General features: G+C 44.9%; 15 protein-coding genes and 1 pseudogene. 9 read left to right on the forward strand and 7 right to left on the reverse strand.

Annotated features, from left to right (window positions below; translation table 11 throughout):
* Positions 1-24: 24 nt before the first annotated feature.
* Entirely contained in the window at positions 25-1,212 is a 1,188-nt protein-coding gene (locus tag ACZ5AE_RS21020) for an acetyl-CoA C-acetyltransferase (RefSeq protein ID WP_464566512.1), read from the reverse strand.
* Positions 1,213-1,339: 127 nt separating this feature from the next.
* Between ACZ5AE_RS21020 and ACZ5AE_RS21025 the strand changes: the two genes are divergently transcribed.
* From ACZ5AE_RS21025 to ACZ5AE_RS21035, 3 genes are all read left to right on the forward strand, one after another.
* The gene (locus ACZ5AE_RS21025) at positions 1,340-2,245 is read left to right on the forward strand and encodes a hydroxymethylglutaryl-CoA lyase (RefSeq protein WP_464566513.1); all 906 of its coding nucleotides are present in this window, start codon (positions 1,340-1,342) and stop codon (positions 2,243-2,245) included.
* Positions 2,246-2,306: 61 nt separating this feature from the next.
* The gene (locus ACZ5AE_RS21030) at positions 2,307-2,447 is read left to right on the forward strand and encodes a hypothetical protein (RefSeq protein WP_464566514.1); all 141 of its coding nucleotides are present in this window, start codon (positions 2,307-2,309) and stop codon (positions 2,445-2,447) included.
* An 88-nt stretch (positions 2,448-2,535) separates the two neighbouring features.
* Positions 2,536-3,456 (forward strand): alpha/beta hydrolase, encoded by a 921-nt coding sequence (locus ACZ5AE_RS21035; protein WP_464566515.1) that lies wholly within the window; start codon positions 2,536-2,538, stop codon positions 3,454-3,456.
* 21 nt (positions 3,457-3,477) lie between these two features.
* On the opposite strand, the pseudogene ACZ5AE_RS21040 reads toward ACZ5AE_RS21035, so the two are convergent.
* Positions 3,478-3,684 (reverse strand): annotated as a pseudogene (locus ACZ5AE_RS21040) (iron-sulfur cluster biosynthesis family protein); the annotation flags it as partial.
* Positions 3,685-3,959: 275 nt separating this feature from the next.
* Between ACZ5AE_RS21040 and ACZ5AE_RS21045 the strand changes: the two are divergent.
* On the forward strand, positions 3,960-4,166 hold the full coding sequence (locus tag ACZ5AE_RS21045) for a CDGSH iron-sulfur domain-containing protein (protein ID WP_213120283.1): 207 nt from the start codon (positions 3,960-3,962) through the stop codon (positions 4,164-4,166).
* Between the two features lie 42 nt (positions 4,167-4,208).
* Here ACZ5AE_RS21045 and ACZ5AE_RS21050 read toward each other — a convergent pair whose 3' ends face one another.
* A complete protein-coding gene (locus tag ACZ5AE_RS21050) occupies positions 4,209-4,544 on the reverse strand; it encodes a YolD-like family protein (protein ID WP_464566516.1) in 336 nt (111 codons plus the stop codon).
* 62 nt (positions 4,545-4,606) lie between these two features.
* Positions 4,607-5,866, reverse strand: coding sequence for a Y-family DNA polymerase (locus ACZ5AE_RS21055; RefSeq protein ID WP_464566517.1), 1,260 nt, complete (start codon positions 5,864-5,866; stop codon positions 4,607-4,609).
* Positions 5,867-6,024: 158 nt separating this feature from the next.
* On the opposite strand from ACZ5AE_RS21055, the gene ACZ5AE_RS21060 reads away from it, so the two are divergent.
* Entirely contained in the window at positions 6,025-6,216 is a 192-nt protein-coding gene (locus tag ACZ5AE_RS21060; RefSeq protein WP_464566518.1) for a YqzH family protein, read from the forward strand.
* A 39-nt stretch (positions 6,217-6,255) separates the two neighbouring features.
* On the opposite strand, the gene ACZ5AE_RS21065 is transcribed toward ACZ5AE_RS21060, so the two are convergent.
* Positions 6,256-7,050, reverse strand: a complete 795-nt coding sequence (locus ACZ5AE_RS21065) for an SDR family NAD(P)-dependent oxidoreductase (protein WP_464566519.1) — start codon at positions 7,048-7,050, stop codon at positions 6,256-6,258.
* Between the two features lie 35 nt (positions 7,051-7,085).
* Entirely contained in the window at positions 7,086-8,048 is a 963-nt protein-coding gene (locus ACZ5AE_RS21070) for an MBL fold metallo-hydrolase (protein ID WP_464566520.1), read from the reverse strand.
* Between the two features lie 495 nt (positions 8,049-8,543).
* Here ACZ5AE_RS21070 and proC point away from each other — a divergent pair, with 495 nt between their 5' ends.
* From proC to namA, 3 genes are all read left to right on the forward strand, one after another.
* Positions 8,544-9,383 (forward strand): pyrroline-5-carboxylate reductase, encoded by an 840-nt coding sequence (gene proC, locus ACZ5AE_RS21075; protein ID WP_464566521.1) that lies wholly within the window; start codon positions 8,544-8,546, stop codon positions 9,381-9,383.
* Between the two features lie 62 nt (positions 9,384-9,445).
* A complete protein-coding gene (locus ACZ5AE_RS21080) occupies positions 9,446-10,594 on the forward strand; it encodes a glycosyltransferase family 2 protein (RefSeq protein ID WP_464566522.1) in 1,149 nt (382 codons plus the stop codon).
* A 75-nt stretch (positions 10,595-10,669) separates the two neighbouring features.
* Positions 10,670-11,689, forward strand: a complete 1,020-nt coding sequence (gene namA, locus ACZ5AE_RS21085) for an NADPH dehydrogenase NamA (protein WP_464566523.1) — start codon at positions 10,670-10,672, stop codon at positions 11,687-11,689.
* Positions 11,690-11,777: 88 nt separating this feature from the next.
* On the opposite strand, the gene rnz is transcribed toward namA, so the two are convergent.
* Positions 11,778-12,719, reverse strand: coding sequence for a ribonuclease Z (gene rnz, locus ACZ5AE_RS21090; RefSeq protein ID WP_464573692.1), 942 nt, complete (start codon positions 12,717-12,719; stop codon positions 11,778-11,780).
* 169 nt (positions 12,720-12,888) lie between these two features.
* Here rnz and zwf point away from each other — a divergent pair, with 169 nt between their 5' ends.
* Positions 12,889-14,382: a glucose-6-phosphate dehydrogenase gene (zwf, locus tag ACZ5AE_RS21095; RefSeq protein WP_464566524.1), complete on the forward strand. Its 1,494-nt coding sequence runs from the start codon at positions 12,889-12,891 to the stop codon at positions 14,380-14,382.
* Positions 14,383-14,393: the final 11 nt, after the last annotated feature.

Genomic DNA, 14,393 nt, shown 5'->3' on the forward strand with positions numbered 1-14,393 from the left:
CTTAGGTCAGCCTGCTTTACTATATTACGCCAATTCCACGACTGTTGCCACTCCTTGGCCGCCGCCAATACACAATGCTGCCAGACCCAACTGAGCGTTTCTCCGCTTCATTTCGTGGATAAGAGTAACGAGAATCCTCGCCCCACTGGCGCCAATTGGATGACCGAGCGCGATTGCACCGCCGTTTACATTCAAGATTTCCTTATTAAACTGAAGTTCACGGTCCACTGCCAGCGACTGTGCCGCAAATGCTTCATTTGCTTCGATCAGTTCTACCTGCTCCAAAGAAACGGCCGCCTTCTCCAATGCTTTCTTAACAGCAGGAACAGGTCCGATACCCATGATGCTTGGATCGACCCCAGCGCTGGCATTGGCCTTAATCGTTACAAGCGGCTTTAACCCTAGTTCCTCCGCCTTTTGCCTGCTCATCACCACTAAGGCTGCGGCACCATCATTAATGCCAGATGCATTCCCCGCTGTTACCGTCCCATCCTTTTTAAACGCTGGACGAAGCCCGGCCAATTTTTCCGCAGTGGTACCTTTTTTAGGGTATTCATCCACGGCAAACACAACAGGTTCGCCTTTACGCTGTGGAATGACAACCGGAACGATTTCGTCTTTAAATCGTCCTTCTTCTATCGCCTTTACCGCTTTTTCCTGGCTCCATGCTGAAAAGTGATCCTGCTCTTCTCTAGTAATTGAATATTTTTCCGCTAGGTTTTCCGCTGTGATCCCCATATGATAGTCATTAAATACACAAGTAAGTCCGTCTGATGTCATTGTGTCAATCAGCTTTTGGTCACCCATTTTAAAGCCTTCACGGGCATTTTTTAATATGTACGGTGCTTGACTCATATTCTCCATTCCGCCGGCGACCACAATTTCAGCATCTCCTGCCAAAATCGCCTGTGCCGCTAAATGCACAGCTTTTAAACCTGATCCGCAAACTTTGTTAATAGTCATCGAGGAAACAGTTTCTGGGATTCCTGCTTTAAACGCCGCCTGCCTGGCAGGATTTTGCCCAAGGCCAGCCTGAAGGACGTTCCCCATAATCACTTCATCGACTTGCTCTGGTTTCACGCCCGCCTTCTGAAGTGCCTCCTTGATAACTACTCCTCCTAACTCCGGTGCACTTACACTTTTTAATCCACCATTAAAACTGCCAAGCGCGGTTCTGACAGCGCTAACAATTACAACTTCAGTTTGACTCATGAACTCTCCCCCTTATGGAATTTCTCAACTTATTTTAACACAGAAAATTATCATTTTTGTTAAAATTCTTGCTTTTAAAAAATCGACCCCGGTACAATGAAATTATGACAGGACGAGGAGGAAGGAAATGCTGACTTTACCGAAAAAAGTAACAATTATTGAGGTTGGGCCGCGCGACGGCCTGCAAAATGAAAAATTGTTTGTACCAACAGAAATTAAGAAACAATTTATTGCCGCATTGAGAAACGCGGGACTTAAAGAAATGGAATTGACCTCCTTTGTATCGCCGAAGTGGGTGCCGCAAATGGGCGATGCAGCTGAAATTGCGGCCGACAGCCTTGATGATACAACTAGAAACATTGTCCTCGCCCCAAACCGCCGGGGAATCGACCGGGTCTACTCCACCGATTGTCAAGCGGTTGCTGTATTTGTTGGCGTTAGCAACACTTTTAACCAAAAAAATATTAACAAATCGACTATTGACAGCATGGCCGAATTAAAGCCGATTATCAAAGAGCTTAAAGAAAAGAATTATTTTGTCCGCGCCTGCATTTCGACCGCTTTTTATTGCCCATATGAAGGTAAAATCGAAGAGCAAGAAACATTGAAGCTATGCCGGGAATTTGTCGAGGCCGGAGCCGATGAACTAAGCGTTGCCGATACGATTGGAATGGCCGCTCCACAGGAAGCCTACTCGTTATTTTCAAAAATTAAAGCGGAGTTTACTGAAACCCTTATTACTGCCCACTTCCATGACACCAGAAAACTAGGGCTGGCTAATATCCTTGCTTCCCTCCAAGCAGGCGTAGACCGCTTTGATACATCTGCCGGCGGTCTTGGCGGATGCCCATTTGCCCCTGGTGCGAGCGGCAATACTGCGACAGAGGATGTTGTTTACATGCTGGAGCGGATGGGAATTGAAACGGGAATTGGTCTCCAAAAGCTTGTCGATGCCATCGAAATCGTCCGTCCTTATATCTCCAGGGAAATCACAAGCGGCTATTTCAGTCTCCATAGCCAAACCGTCTCGTGAATAATCGCCCCTGTGTTTAAGCATCTTATAGATGATAAGACCATTGAAGGGAGATTTGTTCATGAGCCAAAAGCGCGATAAAGGGAACAGCATGCGAGGGAAAAACTACGCAGACACTGCAGGAGGCGGCAAGCGGATGATTGCGGCAGAAGAAATGGAAAAAGCCCTTCATCCAACAAAGCGCCAAAACGCAGAATCGTAATCATGCCTTTCATTCAAAGCCGCCCATTAGATGCCGCGGCTTTTCTTATGTTAAAATATGGATTACCAACCATCTGGAGGTGCCCCGTTTGAAAAAGGCCTTTCGAACCCTGTTTATTTTGTTATTTTTTTGGCTCGCGATCGGTTTGTTTTTTACCAACCGAATAATGTATATGAAGAAGAAAGATGAGGATTTCATTTTAAAGCGGGAAAAGGAGGCCGGCAGGTTCAATCCCGATGAATTTGAGTCCCTGCCTAAACGGGATGTGGATATCCCCTCACCGTTCGGCTATGCGATTAAAGCCTTGCTTGTGGAACCCCATCAGACCAACCGCTATGTGATCATATCGCACGGCGTAACCGAAAACAAAATGAATTCTGTGAAATACATGAACCTGTTCCTCGAACGCGGTTTTAATACTCTGATTTACGACCATCGCCGCCACGGTGAGTCCGGCGGCAAAACCACTAGCTATGGACATTACGAAAAATTTGATTTAAAAGCAGTGGTCGACTGGCTTAAACAAGAAAAGGGACCAGACTTGCTACTTGGGATTCACGGGGAATCAATGGGGGCAGCAACGATGCTGCTGTATGCCGGACTCCTTGGAGATGGGGCCGATTTTTACATTGCCGACTGTCCATTTTCTGACTTTAAAGAGCAGGTTGCCCATCTCATTAAAAGGGATTTTAAAATTTTTCCAGGGCTGTTGCTTCCGATTGGGGATGCTTTCCTTCGCCTGCGCGATAAGTATTCCATCCGCCATGTTTCACCGATTTCCGTTATCGAAAACATCAAGCATCCGGTTTTGTTTATCCATAGCCAGAAGGATGATTATATTCTGCCATCGATGACTCATGATTTATTCGAACAAAAAAAGGGCCCAAAAATGCTATATATTGCAGAAGAAGGTGTCCATGCTCAATCCTTTAACGAAAACCCGGATGACTATAAGCGGGTCGTGGATGAATTTTTGGAAAAATATGTCCACCATGCTTACCTAAGCTAAAAACAGACTGTCCATAATGGATCAGTCTGTTTCTTTTAGGACGAGGCTCATCCGTCCGTTCAGGATTTGCTGCGGACTTTTTAATTGAAAGCAATTGCTCTCTTTTGAAAAATCAATCTTCATTTGTTCGTCGAAGAACACCATTTTGTGTTTTTCGATATACACTGACCTGTCATTCGTTTCAATTTCAACTTCAGTACCGTCTAATTCGCCTGTGAACCACAGAGCGGCAACACCACTGACTGCTCAGCCGCAGCCATCCGTATCGTATTTAAGCTTTAAATAGCCTTCACGCCCCGCAGCCCGCTCATTTATTTTTTTGGCAGCCTCTTCGGTTATGATGATTTCCACGTTTAACACTCTCCTCATCTAGGCATATGATGATTGTAGCATATGTTGGTTTGGGCTGTTTTTATTTTGCTTGCCGCCATTTGGTTGCATTTTCCTATTAAACCAGTTATTCTCATGGATAATAAGAATATTTTTAAAGGAGTGCTTCTCTGATGTCAAAGGTTACAATTAAAGTTAACGATAATGGGTCACTTAGAATTACAGGTGATGTGGAATTGCTGGATGGAGAAGGGAATGTGTATACGACGAAACCATCCTTTTCTCTTTGCCGGTGCGGGATGAGTAAAAACAAACCTTTCTGCGATGGTTCGCATAAAGGAAATTTCGAATCTCAGGTTCGGGTGCCTAAGGAAGAATAAATAAGGTGAAGAAAGAGCGGCTTTCTAGTTGGAGTCGCTCTTTTATATGTCCGTCATTCGAACGTCAGCAATAGTATCGATGGGAATGCGATGCACTTCTTGAAAGCGGTCAATCACATGCAGCCTGTGCTCGATTTCGTTCCAATAATGGATTTTTCCAATGACAATTTCATAATTTCGGTTCCGATAATGGGTAATTGTCACGTTCTGGTTAAATTCGATGGCCTCTGCCAAGATTTCGTTCATGAGCTCAAGCTGCTGCTCATCCATTTCTTTTTTCTGTTCATACTGATCTTCCTTCACCCAATCCCTGAGCATTTTCACATGCTCAGGCAGCATCATCGACGTCCATTTAATTCTGCCACGGTCCCGAATCATTTGCCCCGCCTTCTTTCTCTTATTACTGTTCAGTGAACTTTACTTGCGGATAACCGATTATTTTACATCTTATGCCCGCCCACAAGCGTGGCCCGATGTTTAGCAGTTCCTCCTGGGGTATAGGACACAGCGCGCAGCAGTGAACCCGGACCAAAGCGTCTGCGGACCGAGTCCACTACATAACCGAGCTCACGCCGCTTGTAAGCCTTCATGTCAAACAGATCAAGCTGAAGCTCACAGTCGTCCTCAATATTGCTAAGCGCAATGGAAATCTGCCTAACCGTCTTGCCGTTATAATGCTCGTGAAATAGTTCGAGGCAGACACGGTAAAGGTCCATCGTGACATTGGTCGGCTGCCCAATGGTTCTGGAACGGTTAAAGCCGCCGCCGAATTCATCCTGGCTGTAGCTGACGCCAAGGCTGACCGTCCGCCCCGCTTTCCGCCGTGTTCTCGCTCGCTTGGCAACCTCCTCGCACATTTCCAAAATGACATGCTTAATTTCTTCTTCATCTTTATAATCACGCAGCAGGATTTGGCTTTTTCCAAAGCTGATTTGCCCTTCAATAATTGGCGCGCCCAAATCGGAAAGGTCTACTCCCCAGGCATGATGATAAAGCTGGTTGCCCATGATGCCGAATTTCTTCTCCAGCTGTTCTAAGTCATAGCGGGCGAGCTGGCCGACTGTGAAAATGCCCATGCCGTTGAGCGTTTTTTCAACCCGCCTGCCGATTCCCCACATTTCCCGAAGCGGCGACACCTTCCAAAGTTTTGTCTGCACATCATCATAGGTCCACTCGGCAACCCCGTGTTTCTTAGCCTCTAAATCAAGGCAGAGCTTTGCCAGCAGCATATTGGGGCCGATTCCGACCGCGCATGGGAGCTGGAATTCCCGCTCGATATCGTCCTTTATTTTTTTCGCAATCGTCTGGGCATCACCCCATAAATGCAGAGCGCCGTCCACTTTAATAAAGCTTTCATCGACGCTGTAGGCGTGAATGGCTTCCTTTGGCACATAGCGGTTAAAGACGCGGGAAATTTCTGTCGAAATACGTAAATAGGTGGCCATTTTCGGTTCGACCAGCCGAATCCGCGGATCGTTTGGAATTTCAAACAGCCGTGAGCCCGTCTTGATGCCAAATTCTTTTTTCAATCTTGGGGAAGCGGCAAGCACGACGCTCCCCTGCCGTTTTTTGTCGCCGACAATAGCAATATAACAATCCAGCGGGTCAAGCCCCTCCATGACAGCCGAACAACTTGCATAAAAGCTCTTCATGTCGACACATAAAATTTTATTGTGCGGCAGCGTGCTGTAATCAACCATGATTATCCCTCACAGTTTCAAAATTCGAACATTTGTTCTTTAATATTATATCTATTATCTTAAGCGAATATGCGTTCGCATTCAATGGAAATTTTTTGAGGCTTACCAAATATGGCTAAGGTTCAAAAAACGATATAATGAGGATGAGGTGCATGTGAATGGATAAAAAGCTGATTGTGAAAATGATCAAGAACTGTTTTAAACAGTATTACGAAGCGGATTCTACACCGATTGGCGATAAAGAATTGGAAGAGCTCACACACTGGATTCTCCAAACGAAGGACGAAGATCCAGATGTGGATTTATATGAGGTTGTAAATGACGTGGTGTATGAGTTTTTAACGGGCTAAAATAAAAAAAGCCTCTGATTCAATAGAGGCCAAACAAATCTACTTTTTATTTAACATCCTCTTCCCAATCCTTTCAAACAGCCGTGGAAACAGGACATAAACAACGCTGCCCATATTCATCCAGCGGGGCAGGTTGATTTCCCTCGTTTTCGTCAGCATGCTGCCAACAACTTTCTGAGCGACAAATTCCGGCTGGAGCATAAATTTTTGGACGTTTTTTACATAGGTGCCCTGTTCATCGGCGATGTTAAAAAAGTTCGTGGCAATCGGTCCTGGATTCACCGAAGTCACTTGGATATTAAAGTCATCTAACTCCATCCTTAACGCGTTCGTGTAGCCAAGAACCGCATGCTTGGTAGCCGAATAAACACTCGATTTCGGAGTGGCAATTTTTCCGGCTTGAGAAGCAATGTTGATAATATGACCAAAGCGTCTCTCGCGCATTTTTGGCAGCACCATACTAGTGCACGCCATTAAACCAACGACGTTCACCTCAAACATGCCTTTTACTTCATCAATCGATGCCTCATGGGCTTCGCGAAAAACCCCAAATCCAGCATTATTGACGAGAATGTCGACATGGCCTAATCTCTCAAAAATGTGCTCAAATACTTTCTCCACTTGATCCGTATCCGCAACATCCAGTTGAAACACTTCAACCTTTACGGAATACTTTTTTTCAAGCTCTGTTTCAAGCCGCTGGAGCTTATCGAGGCTTCGTGCCAGCAAAACAAGATTAGCGCCGCCGGCGGCACAAAGCTTGGCAATTTCCGCCCCAATTCCACCAGAAGCACCAGTTATTATAATATTTCTATCTTTTAATCGTCCGTTCATCAATTAAACACCTCATCAAGGAAATCCCGTCCTCCTTAAAGGTTGGCGTAATAAAGAACGGGATGAGTATCGTTACTACTAATTTCTCCGATGGATGCCAAATAGTCAAGCTGGGCGACGGTTTCCGATATCGTGAGCATCAATTCGCGTTTATAAACACTCGGGAATAGCCGTTTGCAGATGTCAAAAACGGTCAACTGCTCTTCCTTCAGCCAATTGTTGACAGTCATCGCCCGTTCGTGCTGGCGGATGAGCCGTTTCTCAATAAGCTCTGCTAATTCGTGGACATCTTCGCCATGCCCGGATTTGACCACGTTAATCGGGTATGACAATAGCTTTTGCATCGAATGATTATGCTGCAGCTGCGGCTTTGGCCGCTCCTTTTCCCCTGGTGCTGGCGGTTCGAGCAATGGATTTGGGGAAATATGAGCGATGATTAAATCGCCGCCAATCAAAATGCCATCCTTCTCCCGATAAAGGGCAATCTGGCTCTGGGCGTGTCCAGGTGTTTCAATGACTTGCCATTCAGAAAGGCCCAGCGGTCTCATCCCTTCCACAAGCCGCCCAGTCAACGGTCGATTGCATAAGTATTTTTGGCTTTCCCTGAAAAAAGATGTCAACGGAGCATACTCATTTGGCAGCCCAAACTCTTCAAACAGCTCTTTGAAAAATGCCTCTTGTTCCTGTAAAAATGTTTCCGTTTGCTGAATCCAGCGCTCATTCAACGGATGGCCGTACACATCGATGGATTCCGGAAAAAAATCAAGAAGGCCGCAATGGTCCGGGTGGTGATGAGTAAGGATTACCTGTTCAATATCTTGAGGCTGCAAGTCTAATTCAGCTAGCCGCTGGGTAAGGGCGTCCCATGCTTCTTTTGTTTTTGGCCCCGCATCCACTAACGTCAACTGCTCTCCTTTAATTAAATACACATTGACATCCCCTACTGGAAAAGGAGTCGGCAATGAGATTTTGACAATCCCGTCTTTCCATTCTGTCATTTGATAAAACCCCTAACGTTATTTTTAACTAAAAAGAATTAATATACATAATTTGTATATAGTTATAAATTGTCTAATATATGAAATAAAGTGTACCCATTTTTATTACCCTTGTCATTATTTTTACATAACTTTTTTAAAAAAACAAAAGATTATGTAAATTTACCTCTTGACAGACAAGCCATTTTTCCTGCATAATCACTATTAAAATTTGATTCGTTGACATGCAATGATTAAGGCCAGTAGATGGAAAACGGCGAAAGAGAGTGAAGTCCGGAGGCTGAAAGACTTTACCGCCCACTTGAACATCGAACCTACCTTATGAGCATTTAGGCAAACCTAACGTATCCCGGCGTTAACGGTGTTGAGTAAGCCCAACTGCCAAAACTAGCAGCCGGGCAAATGAAGGTGGTACCACGGAAGCAAAGACCTTTCGTCCTTTACGGATGAAGGGTCTTTTTTATTTTATTCACAGTGAAAAGGGGGAGTTTTTTCATGAAGAAGATGGCGATTGTCGGTGCAGGGTCGATGGCGGAAGCCTTTATTTCAGGAATACTTGAAAATGGTTTAATGGAACGGAAAAATGTTTGGGTGACCAACAACTCAAACCAAGAAAGATTAAATGACTTGGAGAATCGTTATGGTGTAGTTGGAACGTACAATTTAAATGCTCTTTTTTCAGGGGCAGACATTGTCATGCTGGCGATGAAGCCGAAGGATGCGGCGAATGCGATCGATTATATTCGTGACCATTTGCGTGGTGACATGCTGATTGTATCTGTTCTTGCAGGGGTTTCAATGGATACAATTGAGGCACTTGCCGGGAAGCCGCTTTCGATAGCAAGGGCAATGCCAAATACATCGGCAGCAGTCGGGAAATCCGCAACGGCGATTGCAGTAAATGGTCGTGTTTCAGAAGAACAGCTTGAGACAGCCCGACAACTTTTCGGGACCGTCGGATTGGCGGAGTTTGTAGAGGAAGTCCAGCTTGATGCGGTAACAGGCCTGTCCGGAAGCGGCCCAGCCTATATTTATTACCTAATTGAAACGATGGAAAAAAGTGCAGTCGAAATCGGCCTAGAAAAAGAAATGGCGAAGCAGTTGATTGTACAAACATTAATCGGCGCCGCGGAAATGGTCAAAAACTCTTCCAAATCACCGGGGCAATTACGTCGGGAAGTAACAAGCCCAGGCGGAACCACTGAGGCGGGCATTAGCGTCCTTGAGGAAAATGGCGTACAACAAGCATTCATTTCTTGTATTAAAGCAGCAGCAGCCCAATCTAAAAGAATGGGAGATGCCTTGTGCAGCCAGCTGCAGGTTGGGAAACGTTAGGAAGAGACTTTTTTAAAATTTTGGTAAACTAAGAGTAAGACGCAAAACAAAGGATTGTGGAAATGGAAAACATACTTATTCTATTGTTTTCATTAGGCCTCTTCGTTTGGCTTGTTTTTCTCTTAGATGCCATAATCGGCTTAAGAAAATTAGATTCGTTAGAGCGGGAGGAGCCGCTTGAATACGGGCCATTATTATCGGTCGTTGTTGCAGCTCGGAATGAAGAGAAACATATTGAAGCAAGTATTTTAAGCCAGCTTGACCAGACCTATAAAAACGTCGAGTGGATCCTGGTGAACGACCGCTCCACTGATGAAACCGGAAAATCAATGGAGCAATTGGCACACCAGGATTCAAGAATAAAGGTCATCCATGTTCACGACCTCCCCGATGGCTGGCTTGGCAAAAACCACGCCTTATTCACTGGTGCGCAAAATGCACAAGGGAAATGGCTGTTGTTCACCGATGCTGATATCAAATACGAAATGGAAGCATTCGCCAAGGCGCTCCATTATGCAGAAAGACACCAGCTTGACCATTTAACCGCCGCACCGAATTTATCCGCAAAAAGCTTCTGGCTGAAAACCTTCGTCGCCTTTTTCCTATTTGGGTTTTCCTATTTTAAACGCCCGTGGCTTGCGAATAATCCGAAATCGAAAACCGGAACAGGCATTGGCGCCTTTAACCTTATTTGCAAGGAAGCTTACGAAACATTTGGCACACATGAACGGATCAAGATGCGGCCCGACGATGACCTGCAACTGGGGATGCTTTTAAAAAAGGAGGGTTATCGGCAGAGAATTGTTACAGCTCTCCAACTAATCGAAGTAGAGTGGTACGGCAGCCTTCACGATGCGTTCATTGGTCTTGAAAAAAATACATTTGCCGGATTAAACTATCGGATCAGCATGGTGTTTTTCGCGGTATTCGGTGTCTTTACCACTAATGTCCTGCCCTTCATTACCATTTTTCACGAAAATAAAACGATTGCCCTTCTCAGTTTCGGAAATATACTGCTCAGCGGCTTTCATTACTTTATGATTATCAGAAGAATGACGGTATTCTCCCCTGCCTTGTTTCTCGTTTTGCCCCTTACGGCCTTATTGTTTATTTATTCCATCATTCGGGCAAGCTGGCTGACCTTCAAACGAGGCGGGATTGTTTGGAGGGGAACGATTTATCCATTAGACAAGCTGAAGGACCATGAGTAAGCAGTATTTTTCATGAAATAACCAGTATTTGCTATACTAATAGTGGCTTATTATTGAAAAATAGGAGGTTCGCAAATGGCAGCAAAATTATTTTCTCCTTATACCGTTAAGGGGGTTACCTTTAAAAATCGGATTGTCATGGCGCCGATGTGCATGTATTCCAGCAATAATGAAGATGGTCATCTGCAAAACTGGCATCGCACCCACTATACATCTAGAGCCGTCGGGCAGGCCGGCCTTATCATTGTCGAGGCCACCGCAGTCAGTCCGGAGGGACGGATTTCGCCGCAGGATTTGGGAATCTGGAGCGATGAGCATATCGCGGGCTTCCAGGAGCTGGCCGGACTTGTTAAAGAACATGACGCCAAAATCGGCATCCAGCTTGCCCATGCCGGAAGAAAGGCGGTATTAGAAGGTGAAATATTGGCCCCTTCCGCCCTCGCTTTTAATGAGGCATCAAAAACGCCGAAGGAAATGACAAAAGAAGATATTGCATCAACTGTAGAAGCCTTTAAAAAAGGTGCAGAGCGAATTAAAAAAGCCGGATTTGATGTCATTGAAATTCACGGGGCCCATGGCTATTTGATTAATGAATTCCTATCCCCGCTTTCCAATAAACGGACGGACGAATATGGCGGATCCGCCGAAAACCGCTACCGTTTCTTGCGCGAGGTGATTGATGCGGTTAAAACCGTTTGGGAAGGTCCGCTGTTTGTCCGTGTTTCTGCCCATGATTATCATGAAGACGGGTTAACTCCGGAAGATTACATTGCATTCGCCCGTTGGATGAAAGAGCAGGATGTTGATTTAATCGATGTCAGCTCTGGTGCAGTGGTTCCAGCGCGGATTAATGTTTACCCGGGCTATCAAGTAAAATATTCAGAAACCATTAAAAATGGTGCCAACATCCAAACAGGCGCGGTCGGATTAATCACTTCACCGCTCCATGCCGAGGAAATTTTACAAAACGAACGGGCTGACCTGATCTTTTTAGCCCGCGAATTGCTGCGTGATCCATACTGGCCAAGAAAAGCAGCCAAAGAGCTCGGAGTCCCCATCGATGCTCCAAAGCAGTATGAACGCGGCTGGATTTAAGGAACAAAAGCACAAGCGCCTTGGCAGCGAGTTGCCCACAATGGATTAATCTAAAATTTCCTAGACCACTAGAAAAAGCACTTACCGATTATAGTAAGTGCTTTTCTCCTTTTAATGGAATGTTAATTTCCTTAAAATCCTCGGCAATATCCGTATTTGGAAAGATTTCGGCTGCCTCTTTGACTAATTCCCGCCACGCATGCCGGTCATAACGCGAACTGATATGCGTCAGACAGAGCTGCTTTGCTTCCGCTAATTTCGCCACTTCGGCCGCCTGATGAGTTGTTGAATGGAAGTAATCAGATGCCAGCTGCTCTTCCCCTTTTGCAAACGTTGCTTCATGAACCAACAGGTCAGCCCCTTTAGCCAAGAAAATCGCATTTTTGCAGAATCTTGTATCACCAAGAATCGTCACAACCCGGCCTTTTTGAGCAGGGCCGAGAAACTGGTTAGGTTCAATCAACCGCCCGTCTTCAAGCATAACGGTTTCCCCATCTTTAATTTTTTTAAAAATTGGTCCTGGCTTTACGCCAGCTTCCTTCAATTTATCTGCCAGCAAGGTTCCTGGTCTGTCTTTTTCAGCCACCCGATATCCGAAAGACATAATCCCATGGTCTAGCAGGCGGGCTTCCACCGAAAATTGCTCATCTTCAAAAACAATTCCTTCCTCAATTTCGACCACTTTTAACGGGTACTTTAAATAGGTTTGGCTGGTAGAAAGACTTACTTGAAGGAAGTCTTGAATTCCTTTCGGTCCGTAAACTGTAACCTCCGTTTCTCCGCCTTGAAAAGATCGGCTCGATAACAGTCCGGGCAATCCGTAAATATGATCACCGTGCAAATGGGTAACAAATATTTTTTCAATTCGCCGCGGTTTGATGGAGGTATGTAAGATTTGGTGCTGGGTTGCTTCGCCCGCATCGAACAACCAGACAGAGCCGCGCTCCTCCAAGAGCTTGAGGGCAATTGATGTCACATTGCGAAGCTTGGCCGGCATTCCTGCCCCTGTTCCTAAGAAAAAGACATCCAAAGTAAAAACTCCTCTCTTCTCCGTACCACTTTTCATTATCGTTACTATATCATAAAGTGTAAACCAATGCTTATTTGTTTCCTCCAAAAATGATACATGCTATTTTAGATATTAGCGAAATCTAAGATTATATAAAAGCTATTATCGCTAGGAAAGAGGTTTATACATAATGGATCAAAATCTGTCATCATTAATCATGATTTTTGGAGCAACCGGGGATTTATCCAAACGAAAACTGTTTCCATCCCTTTATCGATTATTCGAACGTGGCCGTTTAGACAAATTTGCCGTGATTGGGATTGCTAGAACCCAGCAGCCACATGAAAAATTCAAGCAGTCCGTTAAGGATTCTGTCATTGCTGCATTAGGAGAGAAGCCAAACCTTGATGAGTTTGTGTCCCATTTCTACTATCAAAGTCACGATGTAGCGGATTCCAATTCATATGCCGCTTTAAAAAAACTGGCGGATGAAATAGACGGTCACTACGGCCTTGAAGGCAACCGGATATTCTATCTGGCTATGGCACCTGAGTTTTTCGGACCAATTGCGCTTCATTTAAAGTCCGACGGCCTTACCGATGTAAAAGGCTACAAGCGGCTTGTCATTGAGAAACCGTTTGGACATGACCTCGAATCTGCAAAGGAATTAAACAAGCAAATAAGAACCGCTTTCTCTGAAAATGAAATTTACCGGATTGACCACTATTTAGGCAAAGAAATGGTCCGCAATATTGAGGTAATTCGTTTTGCCAATGCTATCTTTGAACCGCTTTGGAATAACCGCTATATATCCAATATTCAAGTGACCTCCAGCGAAACGCTTGGTGTCGAGGAACGGGGCCGCTATTATGAATCAAGCGGCGCACTAAGGGATATGGTACAAAACCATATGATGCAAATGGTCGCATTACTAGCAATGGAACCGCCAATCAAATTAACGACAGATGAAATTCGGTCTGAGAAGGTCCGCGTCTTCCGGGCACTCCGGTCCGTTGAGGGTGAGCAGGTAAAAGAATATTTTGTTCGCGGGCAGTATGGTGAGGGAACAATTGCCGATAAGTCGGTACCTAGGTACCGTGATGAACCAAATGTGGATCCGGAGTCCAACACCGAAACCTTCGTTGCCGGGAAAATCATGATTGACAATTTCCGCTGGGCAGGTGTTCCTTTTTACATTCGAACTGGAAAAAGAATGACTTCCAAAACAACTAAAATTGTTGTTCAATTTAAAGATATCCCGATGAATTTGTATTATCAGACGGAAAAAATCCTAAATCCAAACCTTTTAGTCATTCACATTCAGCCGGAAGAAGGAATTACCCTGCATCTGAATGCTAAAAAAGCGGGCGGCCACTTGGATGCTCAAGAAGTAAAACTAAGCTTTGCCAATACCGGTATTCACGCCATGAACACGCCGGAGGGCTACGAGAAGCTTCTCTACGATTGTATGCGCGGTGATGCCACAAACTTCACTCATTGGGATGAAGTTGCCTACTCTTGGGCGTTTGTCGATAAAATCTCTCAAGTTTGGGAAAATGAGAAAGCAGAATATCCAAATTATGAATCTGGATCAATGGGACCTAAAGCCGCAGATGAGCTGTTGGAAAAGGATGGATTTTTTTGGTGGCCAGTGTCCGATATGTATGTTGATATCTGTAAGTAATGAAAACAAAA

The sequence above is a fragment of the Neobacillus sp. S1227 genome (assembly GCF_055385255.1).

Excerpts from the sequence above, each read along its gene's own strand:
- ACZ5AE_RS21030 (WP_464566514.1), top strand. The coding sequence starts at position 2,307 with ATGAGCCAAAAGCGCGATAAAGGGAACAGCATGCGAGGGAAAAACTAC.
- ACZ5AE_RS21080 (WP_464566522.1), top strand. The coding sequence starts at position 9,446 with ATGGAAAACATACTTATTCTATTGTTTTCATTAGGCCTCTTCGTTTGG.
- ACZ5AE_RS21020 (WP_464566512.1), bottom strand. The coding sequence starts at position 1,212 with ATGAGTCAAACTGAAGTTGTAATTGTTAGCGCTGTCAGAACCGCGCTT.
- ACZ5AE_RS21045 (WP_213120283.1), top strand. The coding sequence starts at position 3,960 with ATGTCAAAGGTTACAATTAAAGTTAACGATAATGGGTCACTTAGAATT.
- ACZ5AE_RS21070 (WP_464566520.1), bottom strand. The coding sequence starts at position 8,048 with ATGACAGAATGGAAAGACGGGATTGTCAAAATCTCATTGCCGACTCCT.
- ACZ5AE_RS21025 (WP_464566513.1), top strand. The coding sequence starts at position 1,340 with ATGCTGACTTTACCGAAAAAAGTAACAATTATTGAGGTTGGGCCGCGC.
- namA (WP_464566523.1), top strand. The coding sequence starts at position 10,670 with ATGGCAGCAAAATTATTTTCTCCTTATACCGTTAAGGGGGTTACCTTT.
- zwf (WP_464566524.1), top strand. The coding sequence starts at position 12,889 with ATGGATCAAAATCTGTCATCATTAATCATGATTTTTGGAGCAACCGGG.
- ACZ5AE_RS21060 (WP_464566518.1), top strand. The coding sequence starts at position 6,025 with ATGGATAAAAAGCTGATTGTGAAAATGATCAAGAACTGTTTTAAACAG.
- ACZ5AE_RS21050 (WP_464566516.1), bottom strand. The coding sequence starts at position 4,544 with ATGATTCGGGACCGTGGCAGAATTAAATGGACGTCGATGATGCTGCCT.
- ACZ5AE_RS21055 (WP_464566517.1), bottom strand. The coding sequence starts at position 5,866 with ATGGTTGATTACAGCACGCTGCCGCACAATAAAATTTTATGTGTCGAC.
- proC (WP_464566521.1), top strand. The coding sequence starts at position 8,544 with ATGAAGAAGATGGCGATTGTCGGTGCAGGGTCGATGGCGGAAGCCTTT.
- ACZ5AE_RS21065 (WP_464566519.1), bottom strand. The coding sequence starts at position 7,050 with ATGAACGGACGATTAAAAGATAGAAATATTATAATAACTGGTGCTTCT.